Below are 22,099 nucleotides of genomic sequence, written 5' to 3'. Positions count from 1 at the left end.
CGATTTCCTTAAAAACGTGGCATCAGCGGCGCGAGAGCTGCAAAGCGCAGCCACTCCTTCTGATGCCTAGGGGTCCAGGCGGCCTCGGCAACAGCCGGCAGGCGCGGAAAGACCAGGTGGTTGAAGTAATCCCGGTTCAGGAAATGCTCCGACCAGATACAGGCCTGCACACCCCGCATCCTAGGCTTTAATTCCTCAGGAAATTCCGCGACGGCTTCATAGGTATAGGTATGGTGCGGCGGCACGGTGCCGGCCCAGCTGGCGCCCGGCTCCTGCCACGCCTCGTCCTGCACCATGTCGAGATAATAGGCCTGTCCGGGCGTCATCACCACGTCATAGCCCTGCCGCGCCAGATCCAGTCCTACCTCCGGCTTCTGCCAGGCCATCAGCAGCGTTCCCTGCGGATCGACACCGCCGCCGTGGGATACTTCGTCCCAACCAGCCAGTTTCTTGCCGCGGTCTTTCAACATCTGCTGAATGCGCTTCATGAAATGGCTTTGCAGCCCGAATGTGCCGTCAATGCCCTCCTGCTCCATCAGCTTTTTTGCCAATGGCGAGGCCATCCAGGTATTGGCCGCAACCTCATCACCACCGACATGCACGAGATCGGAGGGAAACAGCGTCGCCATCTCATCCAAAACCTTGCCGAGAAACACATAGGTCTGCTCAATGGCAGGGTTGAGCGCGTTATTCGGATAGCCTTGGACGGAGCGGTAGCTGTCAGGCGCTTCCTGGCCATCGACCAGTTCAGGCAAGGCCGTCAAGATCGCGGTGCTATGACCCGGAATATCGATCTCAGGCACGACCTCAACATGCAGCAAGGCGGCATGGGCGACGATGTGGCCAACATCCTCCTGGGTGTAAAAACCACCGACCGGCTCCGCGCCATTGCCAAGCTGCGGCAACATCGGTTCATCCGGGCCACGCAGCACGCCAACAGTCGTGAGTTGCGGATAGGCCTTGATTTCCAACCGCCAAGCTTCGTCATCGGTCAGATGCCAGTGGAAAATATTCAGCTTCATCCAGGCCATGATATCGATCAGCCGCAGCACGTCCTGCGTCGGATAAAATTGCCGGGACACATCCAGATGGCAGCCGCGCCAGCCATAACGCGGCGCATCCTTGATCTGGCCGGAGACCGGAAACCTGAACTGCGCGGGATCTTGTCTTGCGCCATGCAGCATTTGCGCCAATGCTGTCAGTCCATATTGCCGTCCCGCCTCATCCCCAAAGGACAGCGTAATCTCCTCAGCAAAATCGAGCCAATAGGCAGATGCGCCGAGTGCTGGATCATGGGCGAGTTTCAAGGCTTTGCCCTGATCGACCGGCGCCAGCGAAAATGGCACATGGCCGACTGTAAATAGCCGCCGGTAAAGTGCATTGACCCGCTCAATCGCCTGTAAGCCGGAAAGATCCGTACCCTTGGCGGGATAGATCGCCACCGGAAAGCCATCGCCCGCCGCAAGGTTCGCCTCGACGGGCCACGGCAGCAGCGAAAAAGGCTTGCTAACCTCTCCCTTCGGCAACAGAACTGGCGCGGGGGCGCTCACCCGGCCTTGCAGCATCAGATCATCGACGGAGACGACGACATGACGTCCATCGGCAAGAGTCAAATAAGCTGATTTCGCACCATCCGTGCGATGTCGAGCGGGCCGCCAGAGGCCCTGAACCGTAAACCGCCAGCACCCTCCTGGCGCCAAAACCAGGCCTTCCGGTGGTGCAAACTGGTGAAAATTGGCGTTGCGTCGCAGGAAAACTGCGTTGTCGCAGACCGGGTCGTCCTTCACCCGCGTCAAGGCCGTATAGGCAAGCTTGAAACCGCTGACAGGCTCGGACGATAAGTTGTAGAGGGTGAAGACGAAACCACCGCCGTCATCGCCCTCGATAGGATACCAAGCATTGTCCAGACGAAAAGCGACTTCAGTCATGACGGTTCCCCTTGAGGTCTGAATGGATGGAGGATCAATAATGCTCGGACTGCGAAAATGTCCGGGCAAGTTCGCTTTGGCCTGCCGTCAACCCACAATCGACGGGAAGGCAGACGCCGGTAATGGCAGCAGCCTGATCACCAGCCAGAAAAAACACCGCATTTGCAACATCCTGCGCCGTGGCGATCCGTTGTAAGGCATACCAACGCTTGGCCTCTTCGAACACGGCAGGATTGGCAGCGGCGCGCGCTTCCCAGGCCTGGGTGCGCACCGTGCCGGGCGCCACCGCATTGGCACGAATGCCGAATTTCCCATATTCCACCGCGATCAACCGGGTCAGATGGATCAGGCCAGCCTTCGCAGCGCTATAGGCGGGATGGCCGAACACGGCCATGCCATTGACCGAAGCAATATTGATGACCGCGCCTTGTGATTGTTTCAGTTGATTTTCCAAAGCCCTGAAGGTCAGGAATGCGGCTTCCAGATTGAGCGTATTATCCTGGCGCCAGATGGCAGCATCGGTATCGTGCAGACTGACGGCCCTTGCCGCCCCGGCGTTGTTGACGAGGGTCTTGGTAACCCCAAACTCCTGCACCGCAGATGCCAGAGCATTGATGCTCGCCTCGTCGGTGACGTCACAGACCAGCGGCAGGAAGTTTTCCGTACTGCCGAGGGTTTTCGCAGCCGCATTCACCGCGGTCTCATCAATATCGGCCAGCACCACCACATCATGGCTTGCGGCCAGACGGCTGGCAATTGCCCGCCCGATATCACCGGCGGCACCTGTTACCACGGCCACGGATTTCGCCATCCTAGTCTCCCAGAATCTGACGGTCGTCGCCATCGCGATGTTCGACCAATTGTTGTTTGATGTGGCGCAGCGTCACCATGGAAAGCTTGCGATTGCGATAGGCAACCAGACTGGCGATGACATCGACCATGGCCAGATAGGCAAAGCGGGTCGATGTCGGACGAAAGATATTGTCGCCCTCCGGCAGATCGATACCAACGACCAGCTCGGCAGCCTTGGCGACAGCGCTGTCACTCTGGGTCAGGGCAATCGTTGTAATGCCGTTGTCACGCGCCAGCTCGAAACAGCGCGCCAGCTCCAGATTGCGGCCCGAGAAGGATGATCCGACAATGATATCATTGCTGCGCGCCGCCGCTGTCAGCATCAATTGCATATGGTGATCGTTGCAAGCCGTGACCCGTGACCCCAGCCGAAACAGCCGGTTTTGCAATTCCGAGGCAATCATTGAGGAATTGCCGCCCGAGCCGAACGCGTAGATCATCTCAGCCCGCGAAATCCGGTCCGCAACCTTTTCGATCATAACTGCGTCGAGAGAGCGATGCATCATGAACAGCGCGTTCTGCGCCTTGGTGATCACATCCTCAGCAACATCCTGCGGCTCAGTGCTTTTCGCTTCCGGGTTCAGATAACGCACGCCGACATAGGCAGTCTTGGCCAGATTGACCTTGAAATCCGAAAAGCTCTGGCACCCAAGCCTGCGGCAAAAACGGGTCACCGTCGGCGGCGACACTTGCGCCCGCTCGGCCAGCTCGATGATCGATGCGCCGACGGCAAAATCCAGCTCACTCAGGAGAATGTCGGCAATCCGCTGTTCGGAAGGCGAAAATTGCGCGCGATCTTCCTGTATGGTGGCAAAGATATCCATAAGCCCTCACAAACCAACCTTATTTGGTCGCCTTATAGGCTATGCAGTCGATCTCGACCTTGCAATCGACCATCATTGAGGCCTGCACGCAGGCACGCGCTGGCGGATGTTCGCCAAAATAGCCCTGATAGATCTTGTTGAAGCTCCAGAAATCACGGGGATCATCAATCCAGACACCGCAGCGCACGACATGCTCCACGCCGTAGCCAGCCTCATGCAAAATGGCGATCAGGTTGCCGATCGCCTTATGGCTCTGTTCGACAATGCCACCCTGGATGATCTCGCCGTCTTCCATCGCCACCTGGCCGGAGACATGCAACCAGCCATCGGCTTCAACTGCTCTGGCAAACGGCAGTTTCTGCCCGCCGGCACCTGCTTTTTCCGCGCCATACCGCTTGATCGTCATCTCGACCTCATGCAAATTATTTTCGTGATCAATTGACAATTCATCATAGAAAACCGATTTTGCCTAGAGATTTTCATAGAAGATGAAAATAATTTAGACAAAGGTGGCTGAGATGCGCGATCCCTTCAAAAACCCCTTCCCGGAAACCGATACCGCGCGCCATGCGATCTGGGAGATGCTGGTTCCCCGCGACATCGATGCTTTTCTGGCCGCAGACTGGTCGATGGTGGAAGGTGATTTCGTCGAGGACGGCTTCATCGGCATCAACGGCAATCGCGATCCCAATCCGGATCATTGGCGCCTGACCTTCCCGAATCTCGCGGCCTATCGCGACGAGTGGCTGCGTCAGGCCAAGGATTTTGCCGGTCAGAGCCACGGTGAAGACCCGCGCACGGCGATTTTCTTTACCACCACGCTGGAAGAGATCGAAATCGAAGGCGAAACCGCTTTGGTGCGCAAGAAATTCGACGGCGGCATCAAAAAAGCCGATGGCGGTTTCGACACCATGCGGTGGCAAACGCTCTATTATTGCCGCCTGCACGAAGGCCGCTGGAAAATTTCAGGCTTTACCGGTTATTTGCCCAACCCGATGGGCGTAGCCTGAGAAATATTCGTTCCATCAACCGTGATTGGAGGCCACTCCGTGCGCATTTTCACAGCCGCCTTTGCAACGGAAACCAACACGTTCTCGCCGATCTGCATCGACCGGCGCGCCTTTGAGGCTTCCCTTTACGCGCCACCCGGCCAACACCCGGCAACGCCGACCCTCTGCACCGCGCCGATTACCGTTGGCCGGGAGATATGCAGCCAGAAAGGCTGGATGTTGATTGAAGGCACCGCCACCTGGGCCGATCCGGCTGGGCTGGTCAATCGGCAGACTTATGAGAGCCTGCGCGATGAAATTCTAGACCAATTGACGGCAGCGCTTCCCGTCAATGCCGTCGTACTTGGCCTGCACGGCGCCATGGTGGCGGATGGCTATCTCGATCCGGAAGGCGATTTCCTCAGCCGCATCCGCGCCATTATCGGGCCGGATGTACTGCTTGCCGCAGAACTGGACCCGCATAGCCACCTGACAGCCAAGCGGGTTGAGGCGGCGGACGTGTTCGTTGTCTTCAAGGAGTTTCCCCATACGGATTTTGTTGACCGCGCCCGTGACCTTTGGCGGATCGTCGTCGATACGCTGGAAGGTCGCATCACACCCGTCATGTCGGTCTTCGACTGCCGGATGATCGATGTCTTCCCCACCTCCCGCCAGCCGATGCGGGCCTTTGTGGATAAGTTGATGCAGATCGAAGGTGAAGACCCGGATGTGTTGTCGCTTTCGGTCATTCACGGCTTCATGGCTGGCGACGTGCCAGAAATGGGGACCAAAACCATCGCCATCACCAATGGCAAAGCAACAAAAGGCGAGGCGCTGGCCCGCACACTTGGCCTTGAACTGTTCGAAAAACGCGGCACGTTCATGATGCAGCAGATTAACGAAAAGCAGGCCGTTGCCCAGGCGCTTGCAAATCCCGCCGGGCCGGTGGTGATTGCCGACATGTGGGACAATCCCGGCGGCGGCACAGCAGGCGATGCGACCGTGCTGCTTGAGGAACTTCTGGCGCAGGGTGCGACGAATACCGCCGTTGGGATGATCTGGGACCCGATTGCTGTGCAGATCTGCATGGCCGCAGGCGAAGGTGCAGAAATCCCATTGCGTTTTGGGGCCAAATCCGCGCTAGGCACAGGCAATCCTGTCGATGGCTTGGTAAAGGTGGTGAAGGTCGTACCCAATGCCGAAATGCAGTTTGGCGAAAGTGTCGCCCCGTTTGGCGACGCCGCTCATATCCACTTAGACGGTATCGATATCGTGCTGAGTTCCGTGCGGGTGCAAAGCTACGACCCTTCGCTGTTCACAGCGCTCGGCATTGATCCAACGTCCAAACATATCCTTGCGATCAAATCCACCAATCATTTCTACGCGGCTTTTTCGAAGATCGCCTCTGACATCCTTTACTGTTCAGCGGGATCACCTTATCCCAACAATCCGGCTACCAACCCTTATCGGCGGGTTCGCCGCGACATCTGGCCGATCAGCGCCGATCCTTTCAACCTTGTCCAGGACACGGAGACTGCCTGAGATGGACCGCCCAATTGACATTCCTGGTCCAAGACCCGGCGATCCAGTTCTCTCGCTGTCAACACCGCTGCCGTTAATCGACGAGGATCGGCTCGCTGCCAATATCGCCCGGGTTCAATCCTATATGGATGTCCACAGCTTAGCCTTTCGCCCGCATATCAAGACCCACAAGATTCCACCCCTCGCCCGCCAGCAGCAGGAGGCCGGTGCGACCGGCATCAATTGCCAGAAAATTACCGAGGCGGAGGTGTTTGCCGAGGCCGGGTTCGAGGATATATTGATTACCTTCAATATTCTTGGGCCTGAAAAGCTCGTGAGGCTCTCTGCCCTGAATGAGCAGATATCCGGCCTGAAGGTGGTGGCCGACAGCATCGTCACCGTTGAGGGCCTTTCAAACTATTTTGCAGATCGCAAACCTTTGACCGTATTGGTGGAATGCGACACCGGGGGAGGACGCTGCGGGGTGCAGACACCAGCAGACGCCGTTGGCCTGGCGCAAGCGATTTCCGCCAGCAAAGGCCTGCGGTTCGGCGGAATAATGACATATCCCAAGGCCCACACAGAACAGGTCGTCGAAAGCTTTTTTGCGCAAATCCTCACAAGCCTGACCACTCTGGGCATTGCCTGTCCGATTGTCTCGAACGGCGGAACGCCAAGCCTATTTTCCGCCCATCTTGTGCCATCAGCCACCGAGCATCGCGCTGGAACCTATATCTATAGCGACCGTAGCATGGCGAAGGCTGGACATGGCACGCTTGACGATTGTGCAATGCATATCCTAGCCACCGTCGTGTCGCGCCCGACACCGGATCGCGCCATTCTGGATGCGGGCTCCAAAGCGCTGACATCCGACCTGCTTGGCTTTAACGATTATGGCTTGATTGTCGACTACCCGGATGCCGTCATTATCGGCCTGTCTGAAGAACACGGAACCGTCGATCTCTCGAGGATTACTGGCAGACGGCCCGAGATCGGCGAGAAAGTGCGGATCATTCCCAACCACACCTGCGTGGTGTCAAACCTGTTCGACATCATGACATTTCACCGGGATGGTGTGGTGACGCGGGTGGAAGATGTGGCGGCACGCGGCCTGGTCTGGTAGCCGCGCTTCCGCCTATTCGCCTGTACTTATTCCTGAACCGCCTTCAGCGCATCCGGCAGCGTTTCCGCCTGCCAATTGATATGGCGTTCCAGCGCCTCACCATCGGCATCGAACAGATGACAATCGCTGACCTTGATCGCCGTTGTCATGGGCTGATCTGGCTGAACAGGTGCAGATCCGGGGAAGACTGCACAATAAGGTTCACCATTCGCTAAAGACGCATAGGCGATTGTGCTGGCACCGAGCCGCTCAACGACACTGGGTGTCACAGTGATGGAAAAATCACCTTTGCCGAGCGCCAGATGTTCTGGGCGAATGCCAAGCGTCAGCTCCTGACCCAGCATATCGGGACGTCCGGTCACCGGGATGGTCACCATTCGGCCTTCATAGGCGACGGTAACACCATTGGGTCCAACGCCCTTACAGCTGACCGGCACAAAATTCATCTTCGGATTGCCGATAAAACCGGCAACAAACAGGTTTTGCGGTTTGTGGTAAAGCTCCAGAGGTGCCCCTACCTGGGCAATATGACCACCATGCAACACGACGATTCGGTCAGCCATGGTCATCGCTTCGATCTGGTCGTGGGTGACGTAGATCATCGTTGCCTTCAACTGCCGGTGCAGCCGGGTCAGTTCGATGCGCATATCGGCACGTAAGGCGGCGTCGAGGTTGGAAAGCGGTTCATCGAACAAGAAAATCTTCGGCTCGCGCACGATGGCCCGACCAATCGCCACACGCTGCCGCTGACCGCCGGAAAGCTGGCCCGGCTTCTGCTGCAAGCGCTGGTCTAGCTGCAAAACCTTAGCCACTGCGTCGATCTTTTCACGGATCTGCGCTTCGGGCATTTTCTCGACCCGCAACGGAAAAGCGATATTTTCAAACACCGTCATATGCGGATAGAGCGCATAGGACTGGAACACCATGGCAATGCCGCGCTCAACCGGCGGCAGCGCATTGACCCGAGCTCCATCGATGACGATATCGCCGCTGGTCGTATCGTCCAGTCCGGCAATCATCCGAAGCAGCGTGGACTTGCCACAGCCGGATGGGCCGACGAAGACCATGAATTCGCCGTCCTTGATGTCGAGCGAGACGCCCTTGATGACATCGAAATGGCCAAAGGATTTGACGACTTTGTTGAGATAAAGCTGGCCCACCGCGCTGCGTCTCCATACCAACCGGCGACCAAGAGGCGACCGGCGAAATTCCAAACAAAAACCGGCTGCGAACCAAGATGATCCGCAGCCGGAGCCCCGATGTTTACTTGTACTGGTCGATAGCAGCCGACGCCTTTTTCAAGGCCTCAGCAGGCTCGGCCTTACCAGTGACAACAGACTGGACCATTTCGATCATCACATTCTGGAAACCCTTGTAATCCTTGAACAAAGGCTCAGGACCACCGAAGGCGATACCATCAATGAACGGCTTCCAGTAAGGCTTATCCTTGATCAACTGCTCAACCTTAGCGGAAGGACGAAGCGGCGTCAGGCCGGAATCGGTCGTCAGTTCGTATTCTTCCTGCGGTTCCGGCGAGGTAATGTATTTGGCAAATTCCGTTGCCTTGTCCTCGACACCGGAGCCCTTGAAGATCGCCAGGCTATCGGTGATCAACAGCGTGCCGGGGCCCTTGGCCGAAGGACCAAGTGGCAAGGTCGTCACGCCCCAGTGGATGTCGGTCTTCAGCAAGCGATAGGCCGCACCCGTGCTGTTCTGGATCATCCCTGCCTTGCCGTCGAGAAAGATGGCGCGGATTTCGTTTTGCTCGTAGGCAGTTGCCCCTTCAACCGAATAGGGAGCAATGTCCTTATAGGCCTGAAGCGCTGCCAGCACTTCCGGGCTGTCCATGACGATCTTGCCGTCCTTGTTCATCACCTGACCGTTATTGGTATACACCCAATGCATGAACTGGTGCATGGTGTTGTCGAACGTCTTGGCAGGCATGCCGTAACCGGCAATTCCGGTCTTTTCCTTGATCTGCTTGGCAAAGGCAATTTCCTCAGCCCAGGTCTTCGGTGGGGTTTCCGGGTCAAGACCGGCCTTCTTGAACAGATCCTTGTTCCAGAACAGCGCCTTGGTGGAGAAGGCAATCGGCACGCCCCACTGGGTATCGTCGAAAGTTACGGTATCGACGATGTTCGGATAATAGCTCTTCTTTTCGGCATCCGTCATCGGCACCTTGACGATCAGGTCGTTCTCGGCGAACTCCTTCAATGTGCGCGAACCAACATAAGCCATGGCAACCGGCGTCCCGGCGGCAGCCAAAGTGGTTGCCTTGTCCTGGCACTGTTCCCAGCCAACCACTTCAGGCGCAATCTTCCAGCCCGGGTTTTTGCCTTCCCAGACCTTGATATATTTCTCATGGATCGGGTCGATCTTGTCGCCGCAATAGATCCAGCTGATTTCCTTATCCGCCGCAAAACTCGACAGAGCCGAGCTTGCCAGCAGCGCCAGCGCGCCCGCCATGATGGTCAACGTATTTTTCATCGATGGTTCCCCTTTGTTGACATTAAACGTGTCTTGGTCGTTTCGAAACCGGTTGCCTACTTGACTGCACCCGCCGTCAGGCCACTGACCAGATAGCGTTGCAGGAAGAAGATCATGATCATCGCCGGCGCAATACCGACGAAGCTTGCGGCCATCAACTCGTTCCAGATCACTTCCTGACGGCCAAAATAAGCAAACAGGCCAATCGGCAGTGGCATGTATTCCGTCTTCGAGTTGAAGGTCAGCGCGAAGATGAAATGCTGCGCATAGGCGGTAATGAAGGTGGTGATGCCGACGACGGCAATCCCTGGCATGGCAAGCGGCAGAACGACGCGCCGAAATGTGTAGAAGTAGCTTGCCCCATCCACATAAGCCGCTTCCTCAAGCTCCCGTGGAATCCGCATCATATAGGTTCTCAGCAACCAGATGGCGGTCGGGATCAGGAAGGCGATCAGCGGCACGATCAGCGCGAAATAGGTGTTCAGCATTCCTGAAATCCGCATCAGCCGAAAGATCGGAATGAGCAGGACCGCGCCTGAAAACATGTTGACGGCAAGGAAGGTTCCCAGCAACACGCCCCTGCCGCGGAATTCGAAGCGGGCAAAGGCATAGGCTGCCGGGACGACGAGCAGCAGAACCACCACCGTTGCCGTGATCGAGATAAAGAAGGAATTGAAGATATAGCGGCCAAAGCCCGGAACATGGTCCCACATGGTGCGGTAGGCTTCGAATGAACCATTTTCCGGCCAAAACCGATAAGGTGACGAAAACAGCTGGCTGAGCGGCTTCAGTGACACCAGGAACCCTTCCACGAAAGGTGCCAGCACGAAGGTGAGAAACACCGCGACACCGCAATAGATGCCGATGATTTCGTACCATTTGTAGCGATTGATCATCGCCTGCCTGTTGGTGCTCATCGGGAATGCTCCTGCGAAAGGCGGCTGGTGACGCGGAAGTAGAAATAGCTGAAGATCGACAGGAAGATGCAGATCAGCACAGCGCGCGCCGCCCCTTCACCGTATTTGTACGACCCAATTGCCGTCTTGTAGGTATCGATAATCATCGTCGTCGTGCCGCCGCTTGGGCCACCGCGCGTCAATATCCAGATGATATCGAAGGAATTGAAGGTCGAGATCAGCGAAATCATCGACATGGTAATCATCGCTGGCATCAGCAGCGGCAGGGTGATGCGGCGGAACCGGTAAAACCGCCCGGCCCCGTCCGTCCAAGCCGCCTCGTGCAGATCCTGCGGGATCGCCTGCATTGCCGCCAGCAGATAAAGCGTCACCATTGGCACGCCGATCCATACATCGGTAAAAATCGTCGCCCAGAACGCCGTTGATCCATACGCGAGGAAGGCAACTGGACCATCGACCAGGCCCACCCTCTGCAACATGCCGGAAATCATCCCGAACTGGCCGTTATACATCCAGCCCCACATGAAGATGCCAATCGCCATCGGCACGATCCAGGGCGGCATGGTCAGGATGCGAAACAAGGTTCGCCCCGGCACAGCGGTGTTCAGAAGCGTCGCGCCGAACGTGCCGATAATCATCTTGAACAGCACGGAGAAGAACGTCCACACGAAGGTGCGGATAATGACGTCCGCGAAGGTGGCGTTGAAAATCTTGTTGTAATTATCCCAGCCGACCCAATTCGTCACCCGTTTCAACGACGCATCGGTGAAAGACAGGATAAAGGTATCGACCAGCGGATAGGCAACGATGATGGCGATATAGATGGTTGCCGGTAACAGCAGGCACCAGGCGAAGAAAACAGCTCTGCGTTTCGCCTCCATGACCATCCCCTATGCCGACTTTGCAGGGGCGGCGGACGCCTTGCCATGCAGGCAGGCATCATAACGCGCCCAGACAGGCGCGAGGTCCACCACTTTACGCTCAGCTCGGGCCTGATCCAGCGCCAGGGCCAAAATGCCCGCCTCAATGGCGTCGAGAGCCGAAACCGGTTGCTTCGCTCCGGTTTCGATAAAGGCCAGCACGTCGGCTGCCATTTGTTCGTCGGCGCCGTAATGCTGTGACTTCTCGGAAGGCGCACTATAGGTCTTGGCAATGAGCTTGTCATTGTTGCGAGCATTGTGGACATCTAGGAAGCCACGTACGAAATCACCCTCAGCCATGCCCTTCGAGCCGATCACGCAGAACCGGCGAAACTGATCGGGCACATTGAGGTTGGTGTGAAACGTCATTGCCACGCCATTCTCATATTCAATGATCGCCGTCTGATAATCGATAATGTCGGCATCGCTATCAAAGACCTTGTCGGAGCCCAACCAACCGCTTGGTTTGCGGTGGTAGACTTCCATGTCGTTGACGCCATCCTGCTCCGGTGCATTTTCCGGAATAAAGCTCTTGCGGCCACCGAAACTGGCAACGAAACGCGGCCGCGCACCCACCACACCATTGTAAAGATCAAGGTCGTGGCAGCATTTCTCCAGCATGAAGCCGCCGGTATAGCGCCCATAACGGCGCCAATCGCGCATGAAGAACGCACCATGATAAGGCTCGATATGTTCCGACGCCTCGATGGAAACGACATTGCCAAGCAGGCCATCCGCCTGCGCTTGGCGCAAATCGCGGTAGAGCGGCGAATAACGAAGAACGAGACCAACCAACAACCGGTCATGACCATAGGTATGCAGAAGCGAAGCGAGTTCGAGACTTTCTTGGATGGAAATCACGATGGGCTTTTCGGTAAAGACTGTCAGTCCGGCTTCAAGTCCTAACCGGATATGCTGGATATGCAGGTGATTGGGCGAACCGATCATCAGCAGATCGAAGCCGCCCCCGGCAATCAGCTGTTCCGGTGTTTCATATGCTTTGCCTGGCGATACACCTGCCTCAACCAATCCAGGCAGGCCTGCCGGATCAGGATCGACATAGCCGACAATCTCGAAAGACGGATCGATCTCACTGAGCACTCGACCGAGATAACCAAGCCGGAAACCAAGCCCGATAATGGCGACTTTCATGCTGGAACTTTCCCCGTTCACGTAATTTATTTTCTTGAGACTGCGAATTTTTGGCGGTTTCGTCAATAGAGAAAGCAATTCTCCGCAGGGTCGTGAAATTTATTTTCACAATCAGCGAGACCACCCCAAATCATTCACAGCGACATCATCAATTCCGCGCGCGCCCTGGAACATTGGGTTCAACGAGCTATGCACGATTGTTCCATTTATTTATTCTTGTTAATGAATAATACCAAAAAAATGCCAATCGTCCAGACTGAATGATAATTTCCCCTATTTTTTGAGGGAAATATCTGTTTTTTCAGCACAATTTGCACTGCTACCCTGAACTTTGAGAAGACCAATGAAACATTATTGCCAAATTGGTATTGCCTTGGTACTCTAATCAAAAAATAACCATCAGCATTCGGCTAGGATACGGGGAACGTGACATGCAGACGGATGTGCTTGCTTTTGCGAGCCTGCAATCCAGCCGGGGCGGCCCGCTTTATATCAAGTTAAAGACGCTGATCGAGGATGCCGTCGAAGCTGGACAGCTTAAGCATGGCGACGCCCTGCCTGCGGAGCGCGACATTGCCGAGTCCGCAGGTATCAGCCGCGTCACGGTACGCAAGGCAATAGACGACCTTGTTGCTGAAGGTCTTCTGGTTCGGCGCCGAGGTGCTGGAACCTTTGTCGTCAAGCCAGTCAAGCGCATGCAGCAACCGCTGACACGGCTGACATCCTTTACCGAGGATATGGCCCGGCGTGGCATGGTCAGCGGTTCACGTTGGCTGGAGCGCGGCTTGTTCTTGCCAACCCCGGAAGAAACCATGGCGCTTGGGCTTTCCGGCACCGCCCGAGTAGCACGGCTGGTGCGGCTACGCACCGCCAGCGACATGCCGATTGCGCTGGAACGTACCAATCTGCCGGATGATCTGCTGCCGGATCCCTCTCGCGTCGAGAACTCTCTCTATGCGGCACTTGGCAGTGTCGGGATTAGACCCGTGCGCGCCAATCAACGCATTTCGGCGGTCATATTGACGGATGAAGATGCCAAACTGCTCGGCATGCCGCCGGGTTCTGCCGCGCTTTCGGTGCAGCGAATCGCCTATCTGGATACAGGCCGGGTGATGGAAGTGTCGCGCGCGCTATACCGCAGCGATGCCTATGACCTGGTTGCTGAATTGACCATCGGCTCCTGATCGGAAGCCGCAGGATAAGGAAAATACGATGACGACGACTATGCGCCAGGAAATAAACGAGATTCCGCAAGCGGTCAGTAGACTGCTAAGCGATAGCCGGGAGAGTTTGGAACAAGCGGGTGCAGCACTCCGCAAGCGCGATCCTGCGGTGCTGGTCACTATTGCGCGTGGTTCTTCAGACCACGCCGCCCATTTCCTGAAATATGCCGTCGAACTGGAACTCGGGATCGTCGTCGCCTCGCTCGGCCCGTCTCTCGCCTCGATTTATCAGGCACCGCTGAAACTGGATCGAGCGGCGGCACTTGCAATCTCGCAATCCGGGGCCAGCCCGGACCTCGTGGCGCTCGCCAAATCCGCCGTAGCCGGTGGGGCAACGACAATTTCGCTGCTCAATACCATTTCTTCGCCGCTGGCCGCAGCCTCTGATATCGCCATCGACATTCAAGCCGGACCGGAAATTGCAGTTGCGGCGACAAAATCCTTCGTCAATTCCATTGTCGCTGGCCTGTCCTTGATCAGTGCCTGGAGCGACAACGCACGCCTGGCAGCCGCAGTCGAAGCCCTGCCCACCCATCTTGAAAAAGCGCTGGCTCTGGATTGGAGTGGATTGGTGGAGGTGCTGAAAGATGCCGATTCGCTCTACATGCTCGGGCGTGGCCCGACACTGGCGATTGCCTGCGAAGCGGCGCTGAAATGCAAGGAAACATCTGAGCTGCATGCGGAGGCCTATTCTTCGGCTGAAGTGTTGCATGGTCCGGTCTCCCTGGTGTCTGCGAATTTCCCGATCATCGCCTTTGCCGCCCGCGACAAGGCGGAGGCTTCTATCGCCGCGACGGCCAATGGACTTGCCGCCAAGAATGCGTCTGTTTTCCTGACATCGTCTTTGGCAAAGGAGGCCAACCATTTGTCCTTCATCGAAACCGGCCATCCGCTGACCGATGCGCTGGCATTGATTGTACCCTATTATGGCATGGTGGAATCACTATCGCGCGCCCGTGGCCTTGATCCGGACAAGCCAGCCGCTCTGAAGAAAGTAACGGAAACCCGATGAACTCGTCTCTTGCGGCTCCCTCCTCATTCGCTGTGACAGGCGGCCGGATCTTTGACGGCACGCGTTTCCATGACGATCAGGCCCTGATTGTCGATCAGGGGCGAATCGCTGATATCGTCTCCAACAATGCCGTGCCTGCTAGCCTTGCCAGGATCGAGGCAGGGTCGGCTCTGGTCGTGCCTGGCTTTATCGATCTGCAAGTCAATGGCGGCGGCGGTGTGTTGCTGAACAACCAGCCGGATCTTGATGGTATCCGGACGATTTGCGCCGCCCATGCAAGGTTCGGCACCACTGCGCTATTACCGACATTGATTACTGACCATCCTGCCCTACGCGATCAGGTTCTGAGCCTTGGCCGCCAAGCGCTGACCGAGCAAATTCCCGGCTATCTGGGGCTTCACCTCGAAGGTCCGCACCTTTCGCTGGCGCGCAAGGGCACCCATGATCCCGCCCTGATCCGCCCCATGAACGACGATGATCTGGCAAAGCTTATTGCCTCCGCTGGCACATTTGGCACTGCATTGATCACCATTGCGCCAGAAAGCGTTACCCCGCAGCAGGTGAAAACCCTGCGAGCAGCGGGTTATCACATCAGCCTGGGCCACACGGATGCGAGTTGCGCGCAGATTGGCGGCTATGTCGAGGCGGGCGCGACGCTCGTCACTCATTTGTTCAATGCCATGAGCCAGATGGGCAATCGCGAACCGGGCCTTGTCGGAGCAGCCCTTGCTTCGGAAACGCTGTCCTGCGGGATTATCGCTGACGGTTTCCATGTCGATCCGGTCTCGATGGGCATTGCCCTTCGCGCCAAACGCGGGTCTGGCCGGATTTTCCTGGTCACCGACGCCATGTCGAGCATCGGCACTGATGAAACCGGCTTCATGCTGAATGGTCGCCCGGTCTTCCGCCAGGGCGGACGGTTGACTTTAGCCGATGGAACCCTTGCTGGTGCCGATATCGATATGCTGTCCTGCATTCGGTTTGTCCATGAAAAGCTCCAAGCATCGCTTGAGGAGGCGTTGAACATGGCGTCGCTTTATCCAGCTGAGGCGATTGGATGCGAGACGAAAGGTCAGCTTGCGCCTGGCAAGGACGCCGACTTCCTGTTGCTCACTCCGCAACTCGATCTGGTTTCCACCTGGATCGCTGGCACATGCGTTCATAGCACAGCAACACATTCCGAGGCCCGGCGCGCATGATCGTCTGTTTCGATATTGGCGGAACCGCCATCAAGGGCGCAATTGCCTATTCGCCTGAGGATATTCGTCCCTTTCCACGCCAGCCAACGCCGGGACAGGATTTCGATGCATTTGTCGGCGTCATCAGGTCCATCATTGCCGAGACGGGAGAGACACCAAGCTGCGTGGCAATTTCCATCTGTGGCATTATAGATGTGGATAGCCGCCGCGCTGTCGTCGCCAATATACCCTGCATCCATGGCCGTTTACTGCAACAGGATCTGGAAGAGGCCCTGGGCCTGCCGGTACTGATCGCCAATGATGCCGATTGTTTCGCAATTGCCGAGGCTGGGCTGGGCGCGGGGCGCGGCCACCGCGTGGTGTTCGGTGTCATTCTCGGTACAGGCGTCGGCGGCGGTCTGGTGATCGATGGTAAACTGATCAATAGCGATGGCGGCTTTGCCGGAGAATGGGGCCATGGACCCATTGCCGCCACCGAGGTTGGCGAACCGCCCGTCACCATCCCTCGATTTCAATGCGGTTGCGGTCAGAAAGGCTGTATTGACGCCATCTGTAGCGCGCGCGGCATGGAAAAGCTCCATGCGCACCTGAACGACGAAAACCGAACGAGTGAGGACATCGTCAAAGATTGGGAAACCGGCGAACCCAACGCAAGCCAAACCATCGCGGCATTTGTCGAATTACTTTCCAGTCCGTTGGCTCTGGTCGTCAATACGACGGGGGCGAGCATACTGCCGGTCGGCGGCGGCCTGTCCAATGCGACAACCCTGGTTGACGCCATCGATTTAGCCGTCAGAACCAAGATCTTGCGACGGTTCAGCCATCCTATTGTGGTTCCAGCGCAATGCCGACTGGAGCCGGGCCTGATCGGTGCAGCCTTGCTCGGGCTTGCAAGGCCAAATTAAAGGCCTGCCGTCCAGTTCCGCTTTTCTTTTCAAATCCCGACGATCATAGCCCCGACAAACAGGAAGGCGGCCGCGCAAACAATAAAGGGAATCGCACGGCCGACCTTTTCACGCAGGCCAATCGAATGGTCCGCTACAGACTGGGTGGCAGATTGAGTGGCTCCGGCACTGGCCAATATAGGCGAGACGGCATCAAGCATCAGACGTTCAACAATACTCATCACAGCCTCCTTCACAAACGTGCTTTTCACAAAATCGGGAAGAAACCACCGAGGAGAATTGCGTGGCAATTCTTGCGATCCTCCCGAATCTTTTGCTCCTGCTCGGCATCTCGATCCTTGCCGGGCTGATTGTTAGCCGGGTTGCCGTTCCAGAACCTCGAAAACAACGATGATTTCTCGACCTTCCGGCTCATTACTGACTTTGCCACAACAGGCTTCTGTGTATGGCCCTCACCGCGAGATTTGCTGTCTTCAACCAGATCGTGGGGAACCCGTGTCAACCCAAACAGGTCGTAAGAAAACATATTTACAGCTATCGGCATCGTCACCCCTTTTGAAAATCGCAGGATATATGTCCCATTTATTTTCACTCCAACGCTGTGCAATGGTGACAGTGGCAAGGGTTTCCGTCAATATAGTCTATAAAATTACTATTCTACTTTTGCAGACAAATGGAGAAATTTTGTTTTCAAAACATCGAAAAGCCTAAAAGACGGTGTCCACATCGGCGCGTCCGCATCTCAGCCGATCATTCACTCCGAATTCACAGCCTCCAATCACAATTTACAGATTCTGCATGCACGTAATTAACCGACGCGATGTATTTCATGTAAATCTAATTTTGAATTTCGAAATACCATAAAGTGAGATTCCCATGACAGGCCAGCGGCTGGAACAGACTTTCGAGGAAGGGCCTGATCCCGAAGCGGAAAGCCCGACACCCATGCAATGCCGTCAGGGGCGTATGATACGCCATCCCGATGCGACCCGAGCAATCATTCTGGATGCCGCCATTCAAGAGTTTGCCGCAAAGGGTTTTGCAGGCGCCCGAGTCGACGCCATTGCATTGCGTTCGAAAACCAACAAACGAATGCTCTACCATTTCTTTGGAGACAAGGAGGGCCTTTACGTCGCGGTTCTCGAGGTGATTTTCTCCAATGTCACCGCTGCTGGAAAAAGCCTTCACCTGTCGCGACGTCAACCGCTTGATGGCATACGCGAACTGGCTTTACACACCTGGACCTATTTTCTGACTCACCCGGAATTCGTCAGTCTTCTTGCCACCGAAAACATTCTGAGGGCTGAATATTCGAGCCGATCAAAGACCATTCCCTCGACCCATGGTCCATTGCTCGCGGAAATCGAAAAGCTTCTGCAGCGAGGGATTGAGCAAGGTGTGTTTCGTGCCGATGTCAATCCGGTGACGGTCTACATGACGATTGCTGGCTTAAGCTTCTTCTACATCAACAATCGCTACACGCTGGCGCTCAATCTTAACCCGGACGTCTGGCAACCGACCGCTATCGACGCCTGGGGCGAACATATTGTGACGGTCACACTGGCTTTCCTTGCACCGGCAACCATACCCGGCACCTGACTGTTCCTCATCACATTGTTGATTGCTCAGCCTTCTTCCCCACCCGCAAATGCCTTGCGGACAATGCCATGACGCTGAAGTTTGTCGTAAAAGGTCTTGCGAGGAATTTTCAGAGCCTCGATGGTCTTGCGTACATCACCCTCATAGTGGCTAAGGGTCTCACGCATGATATCCGCCTCATAGCGATCCAGCCGCTCCGGCAAGGATAAATCAGGCAGGTCGACTAAAACGACACTACTGCCGCCCGAATCCATATCTTCCAGCCCCAGAACGAAGCGTTCGGCAAAATGCGTCAATTCACGCACATTTCCCGGCCAGTCATGATCTCGCAAATAACGCTCGACACCAGCTGACACCGGCGGTGGCTCGCGCCGGAACCGGCTAGCGGCCCGCTCGATGAAATGGGCAAACAACAGCGGCACGTCATCACGGCGCTCGCGCAACGGCGGGATGGTCAATGTCACGACATTCAGGCGGTAATAAAGGTCCTCGCGGAATTCACCGCGCTGGGCAGGATCACTGAGATCGACTTTGGCCGCGGCGACCACGCGCAGGTCCACCGGGCGCACGTCGTTGATGCCGAGCGGCGAGACTTCCCGCATTTCCAGTACCCGCAGCATCTGCACCTGGGTCGCGGCAGGCATGCTCTCGATTTCGTCGAGAAACAATGTGCCGCCGCTGGCATGTTCGATCCGGCCGATCCGCTTTTTCTGCGCACCGGTAAAGGCGCCGGCCTCGTGGCCGAACAACTCGCTTTCGATCATGCTTTCCGGCAGGGTTCCGCAGTTCAAGGCGACAAAATTGCCCTTGGCGCGTCGGCTCCAGCTGTGTAGCAGGCTCGCCACCACTTCCTTGCCGCTGCCGGTTTCGCCTGTCACCAACACATCGACGTCGGTATCGGCGATCTGGCGCAAAGTGCGCCGTAGCCGTTCCATGGCAGGGGTCTGGCCAATCAGCGGCAATCCATCCTGGGCCGCGTCTGCCACCTGACGCAGCTTGCGATTTTCCAGCACGAGCCGTCGCATTTCCGCGGCGCGATGAACACTCTGTTGGAGCCTGTCGGTGGCAAAGGGCTTCGTGATGAAATCATAAGTGCCGTCCTTGATCGCCTGTACCGCCATGGCGATATCGCCATGGCCGGTGACCAGAATGACCGGCAATTCCGGGTCCATTGCCTTGACCCTGCTGAACAATTCCAAGCCGTCGATATCAGGCATTCGAATATCCGAAACGATGACACCGCGAAAATCACTGGAAATCCGACGCAGCGCATCCAGCGGCGCTGAAAACGCCTGCACGGAGAAGCCCGCCAGCTCAAGGGTCTGCCCCGTGGCCGCCAGTAGATCTCGATCATTATCAATCAGGATCACATTATTGGTCGCCGTCGCTTGCGATGACGTCATGATATATCCGCTTTCAAAAGATGGATGGTAAAGCATGTACCGGATGGCGTGCTTTCGACACCAATCCGGCCGCCATAGTCACTGATAATGTCACGGGAAATCACCAGGCCGAGACCAAGACCTTTTTCCTTTGAGGTGGTGAAGGGGGTAAAAAGCAGACGCCTGATATCCTCTGGAATGCCCGGACCGTTGTCCTCGATGGTCACCACGACATGTTGCTCCGTCTCTTGAACCGAGACCTCAACCCGGCCATCGCTGCGCTGCTCCAATGCTTCGAGCGCATTCTGCAGAAGATTGATCAGGACCTGCTCCAGGCGGACCCTGTTGCCTTTCACCGTCAGATCAGGAGCCACATCGGGAAGGGAAAGCGCCTCAAGCCGCCCGGCAAAACGGCTGCGCAGCAGCATGACCGCGCCCTCGATCGCCGCTCCAAGCGGCACTGGTTCCGGCGCGGTCCGACCCTTGCGCGCAAAAGCCTTCAATTCATCGGTGATCGTGCCGATCCGCTCCGTCAGCGAGGCAATGGCGCCAAGATTGCTGTTTGCCTGCTCCGGCTGGGCACGCTCCAGAAACACCCTGGCATTTTCAGCATAAGCCCTGATCGTTGCGACAGGCTGGTTGATTTCATGGGCAACGCCCGCCGCAACCTGCCCCAGGATAGCCAGCCGGTTGGCCTGGACCAATTCCTGCTGGACACCTTGCAGCCGCTGTTCGGTGGTCTTGTGGCCGGCGATCTCCAATTCCAGCCGGTCTCGGGCCCGTGAAAGGTCGTGGGTTCGTTCATCCACCCGCCGCTCCAGCTCCAGCTGGTCCGCCTCCACCCGCGCCAGACGGATAACCGTTGCCTGCCGCCGCCAAAGAACCAGCGAGACGACCAGAAAAAATGGCGCCAGCAGGGCCAAGGTCAACAGTCGCCATTCCCGCATCGACGCCGCGATTGCCGGTTCGGTCGGGACAAGATAGTTGAGATGCCAGCTGGTGGTCGGCACCGCGACCGATAGATCAAGATAGTCGGCAGGTATGGCGCCGGGAAAAACCGTACGCACCAAAAGCTCGTCCGGTATCCCGCTGCCTGGCACCTGCTGGGCGCGATTGATAGGCAGGGCCTGCAAAGGCGCATCGCCGAATTGCAAACTGTTGCGTATTTGGACCAACTCCTCCGGCTGCAATGCAGCCAATGTCATGAAGCGCCAGGACGGCAGGCTGGAAATCAGCACGACACCATGCCCATCGGTGACAAACGCCGCCCGCCCCTCTTCGCGCCAATCGCTTTCGAGCTGTGAAAACTCTGCTTTCACGACCACGACACCCAAGGGGGCACTAGCCGGGCCGACACGCCTGGAAATATAAAGGCCTGGACGCTTGCTGATGCTGCCGAGCGCGAAATGTTCAGCTGTGCCGGCCAGCATGGATTGGCGAAAATAGTCCCGAAAAGAATAGTCGATGCCAACAAAGCTCACCGGCTCTCGCCAATTGCTGGAGGCAATGGCATGTCCTGTCGCGTCTGTGACGTAAAGAACTGAAGCACTTGTGCCTGCAACCAAACGCTCTAGCTTGTCGTTCAATCGTTCCGTCGCGGCGACCGTGCGAAGGCTCAAGGCATCCACAACCTGCTGATCCTCCGACAACAGCAACGGCAAGGAACGAGGGCGTTCCAAGACCGCCCGCAAGAAAGCCACCTTGAGATTGGCGCTGGTGCGTGCTTGCTCGGACAAATCCTCCAATGCGGCAGTGCGGGCATAAAGCCCAACCAAATAAAGCGCAAGGAGGGTGACAACACAGGCTAGGAACGCCAGCAAAAGCCATGGCCTTCGTGGGCGCCTCACATTGGCAGGGACGGATATGGGCTTGTCATGCACGATAATCATCGTCAACTTTGTGCATTTTTCCGCACAACACACAAGGCACTGAGCGAAAATTCGCGCGAAAATCCGCCACGGATCATGGCTGAAACGCGGCTTTTCAAAGGCTTGGCACGAAGCTACACTCTGGCACGGCGATTGCATTGACGAAACCGAACATCGGTGTCGATGTTGACACGTTGC

At 56.6% G+C, this 22,099-nt stretch carries 21 protein-coding genes; 8 read left to right on the top strand and 13 right to left on the bottom strand.

Annotated elements, in window-relative coordinates:
• Positions 1-8: 8 nt before the first annotated feature.
• From AVI_RS22735 to AVI_RS22720, 4 genes are read right to left on the bottom strand one after another with little or no spacing between them, the layout of a single operon-like run.
• Positions 9-1,928 carry a beta-N-acetylhexosaminidase gene (locus AVI_RS22735; protein WP_012654464.1) on the bottom strand — a complete coding sequence of 640 codons (1,920 nt, stop codon included), beginning with the start codon at positions 1,926-1,928 and terminating at the stop codon, positions 9-11.
• Positions 1,929-1,962: 34 nt separating this feature from the next.
• A complete protein-coding gene (locus AVI_RS22730) occupies positions 1,963-2,739 on the bottom strand; it encodes an SDR family oxidoreductase (protein ID WP_012654463.1) in 777 nt (258 codons plus the stop codon).
• A gap of 1 nt (position 2,740) precedes the next feature.
• Positions 2,741-3,604, bottom strand: a complete 864-nt coding sequence (locus tag AVI_RS22725; RefSeq protein ID WP_012654462.1) for a MurR/RpiR family transcriptional regulator — start codon at positions 3,602-3,604, stop codon at positions 2,741-2,743.
• Positions 3,605-3,623: 19 nt separating this feature from the next.
• On the bottom strand, positions 3,624-4,010 hold the full coding sequence (locus AVI_RS22720; protein WP_012654461.1) for a RidA family protein: 387 nt from the start codon (positions 4,008-4,010) through the stop codon (positions 3,624-3,626).
• Positions 4,011-4,122: 112 nt separating this feature from the next.
• On the opposite strand from AVI_RS22720, the gene AVI_RS22715 reads away from it, so the two are divergent.
• The 3 genes from AVI_RS22715 to AVI_RS22705 are packed head-to-tail and all read left to right on the top strand — an operon-like array spanning position 4,123 to position 7,237.
• Complete coding sequence (locus AVI_RS22715; protein WP_012654460.1) at positions 4,123-4,614, top strand: hypothetical protein; 492 nt, start codon at positions 4,123-4,125, stop codon at positions 4,612-4,614.
• Between the two features lie 39 nt (positions 4,615-4,653).
• Positions 4,654-6,135 carry a M81 family metallopeptidase gene (locus AVI_RS22710; RefSeq protein WP_041699097.1) on the top strand — a complete coding sequence of 494 codons (1,482 nt, stop codon included), beginning with the start codon at positions 4,654-4,656 and terminating at the stop codon, positions 6,133-6,135.
• A gap of 1 nt (position 6,136) precedes the next feature.
• Positions 6,137-7,237, top strand: coding sequence for a D-TA family PLP-dependent enzyme (locus AVI_RS22705; RefSeq protein ID WP_012654458.1), 1,101 nt, complete (start codon positions 6,137-6,139; stop codon positions 7,235-7,237).
• Positions 7,238-7,263: 26 nt separating this feature from the next.
• Here the strand turns inward: AVI_RS22705 and AVI_RS22700 are convergent, their stop codons facing one another.
• From AVI_RS22700 to AVI_RS22680, 5 genes are all read right to left on the bottom strand, one after another.
• Positions 7,264-8,397: an ABC transporter ATP-binding protein gene (locus tag AVI_RS22700; protein ID WP_012654457.1), complete on the bottom strand. Its 1,134-nt coding sequence runs from the start codon at positions 8,395-8,397 to the stop codon at positions 7,264-7,266.
• A gap of 103 nt (positions 8,398-8,500) precedes the next feature.
• Positions 8,501-9,703 carry an ABC transporter substrate-binding protein gene (locus tag AVI_RS22695; RefSeq protein ID WP_417883904.1) on the bottom strand — a complete coding sequence of 401 codons (1,203 nt, stop codon included), beginning with the start codon at positions 9,701-9,703 and terminating at the stop codon, positions 8,501-8,503.
• A gap of 77 nt (positions 9,704-9,780) precedes the next feature.
• On the bottom strand, positions 9,781-10,641 hold the full coding sequence (locus AVI_RS22690) for a carbohydrate ABC transporter permease (RefSeq protein ID WP_012654455.1): 861 nt from the start codon (positions 10,639-10,641) through the stop codon (positions 9,781-9,783).
• On the bottom strand, positions 10,638-11,522 hold the full coding sequence (locus AVI_RS22685; RefSeq protein ID WP_012654454.1) for a carbohydrate ABC transporter permease: 885 nt from the start codon (positions 11,520-11,522) through the stop codon (positions 10,638-10,640). Before AVI_RS22685 ends, AVI_RS22690 begins: the two co-directional genes overlap by 4 nt.
• 9 nt (positions 11,523-11,531) lie before the next feature.
• A complete protein-coding gene (locus tag AVI_RS22680) occupies positions 11,532-12,713 on the bottom strand; it encodes a Gfo/Idh/MocA family protein (RefSeq protein WP_012654453.1) in 1,182 nt (393 codons plus the stop codon).
• A gap of 431 nt (positions 12,714-13,144) precedes the next feature.
• Here AVI_RS22680 and AVI_RS22675 point away from each other — a divergent pair, with 431 nt between their 5' ends.
• The 4 genes from AVI_RS22675 to AVI_RS22660 are packed head-to-tail and all read left to right on the top strand — an operon-like array spanning position 13,145 to position 17,052.
• Complete coding sequence (locus AVI_RS22675) at positions 13,145-13,897, top strand: GntR family transcriptional regulator (RefSeq protein ID WP_012654452.1); 753 nt, start codon at positions 13,145-13,147, stop codon at positions 13,895-13,897.
• 28 nt (positions 13,898-13,925) lie between these two features.
• Positions 13,926-14,948 carry an SIS domain-containing protein gene (locus tag AVI_RS22670; protein ID WP_012654451.1) on the top strand — a complete coding sequence of 341 codons (1,023 nt, stop codon included), beginning with the start codon at positions 13,926-13,928 and terminating at the stop codon, positions 14,946-14,948.
• Positions 14,945-16,147: an N-acetylglucosamine-6-phosphate deacetylase gene (gene nagA / locus AVI_RS22665; RefSeq protein ID WP_012654450.1), complete on the top strand. Its 1,203-nt coding sequence runs from the start codon at positions 14,945-14,947 to the stop codon at positions 16,145-16,147. Before AVI_RS22670 ends, nagA begins: the two co-directional genes overlap by 4 nt.
• Complete coding sequence (locus AVI_RS22660; RefSeq protein ID WP_012654449.1) at positions 16,144-17,052, top strand: ROK family protein; 909 nt, start codon at positions 16,144-16,146, stop codon at positions 17,050-17,052. The genes nagA and AVI_RS22660 overlap by 4 nt, the downstream gene beginning before the upstream one ends.
• 29 nt (positions 17,053-17,081) lie before the next feature.
• On the opposite strand, the gene AVI_RS22655 is transcribed toward AVI_RS22660, so the two are convergent.
• Both AVI_RS22655 and AVI_RS22650 read right to left on the bottom strand, forming a co-directional pair.
• Positions 17,082-17,273, bottom strand: a complete 192-nt coding sequence (locus AVI_RS22655) for a hypothetical protein (protein ID WP_139191582.1) — start codon at positions 17,271-17,273, stop codon at positions 17,082-17,084.
• Between the two features lie 26 nt (positions 17,274-17,299).
• Entirely contained in the window at positions 17,300-17,596 is a 297-nt protein-coding gene (locus AVI_RS22650; RefSeq protein ID WP_012654448.1) for a hypothetical protein, read from the bottom strand.
• Positions 17,597-17,928: 332 nt separating this feature from the next.
• On the opposite strand from AVI_RS22650, the gene AVI_RS22645 reads away from it, so the two are divergent.
• Complete coding sequence (locus AVI_RS22645) at positions 17,929-18,651, top strand: TetR/AcrR family transcriptional regulator (protein ID WP_012654447.1); 723 nt, start codon at positions 17,929-17,931, stop codon at positions 18,649-18,651.
• A 26-nt stretch (positions 18,652-18,677) separates the two neighbouring features.
• On the opposite strand, the gene AVI_RS22640 is transcribed toward AVI_RS22645, so the two are convergent.
• Both AVI_RS22640 and AVI_RS22635 read right to left on the bottom strand, forming a co-directional pair.
• Positions 18,678-20,054: a sigma-54-dependent transcriptional regulator gene (locus tag AVI_RS22640; protein ID WP_012654446.1), complete on the bottom strand. Its 1,377-nt coding sequence runs from the start codon at positions 20,052-20,054 to the stop codon at positions 18,678-18,680.
• Complete coding sequence (locus AVI_RS22635; RefSeq protein ID WP_041698719.1) at positions 20,051-21,922, bottom strand: sensor histidine kinase; 1,872 nt, start codon at positions 21,920-21,922, stop codon at positions 20,051-20,053. Before AVI_RS22635 ends, AVI_RS22640 begins: the two co-directional genes overlap by 4 nt.
• Positions 21,923-22,099 lie beyond the last annotated feature (177 nt).

Source organism: Allorhizobium ampelinum S4, from assembly GCF_000016285.1.
GTDB classification, from domain to species: domain Bacteria; phylum Pseudomonadota; class Alphaproteobacteria; order Rhizobiales; family Rhizobiaceae; genus Allorhizobium; species Allorhizobium ampelinum.
The sequence above is the reverse complement of the archived record's forward strand: the minus strand, read 5'-3'. Positions and strand labels throughout refer to the sequence as shown.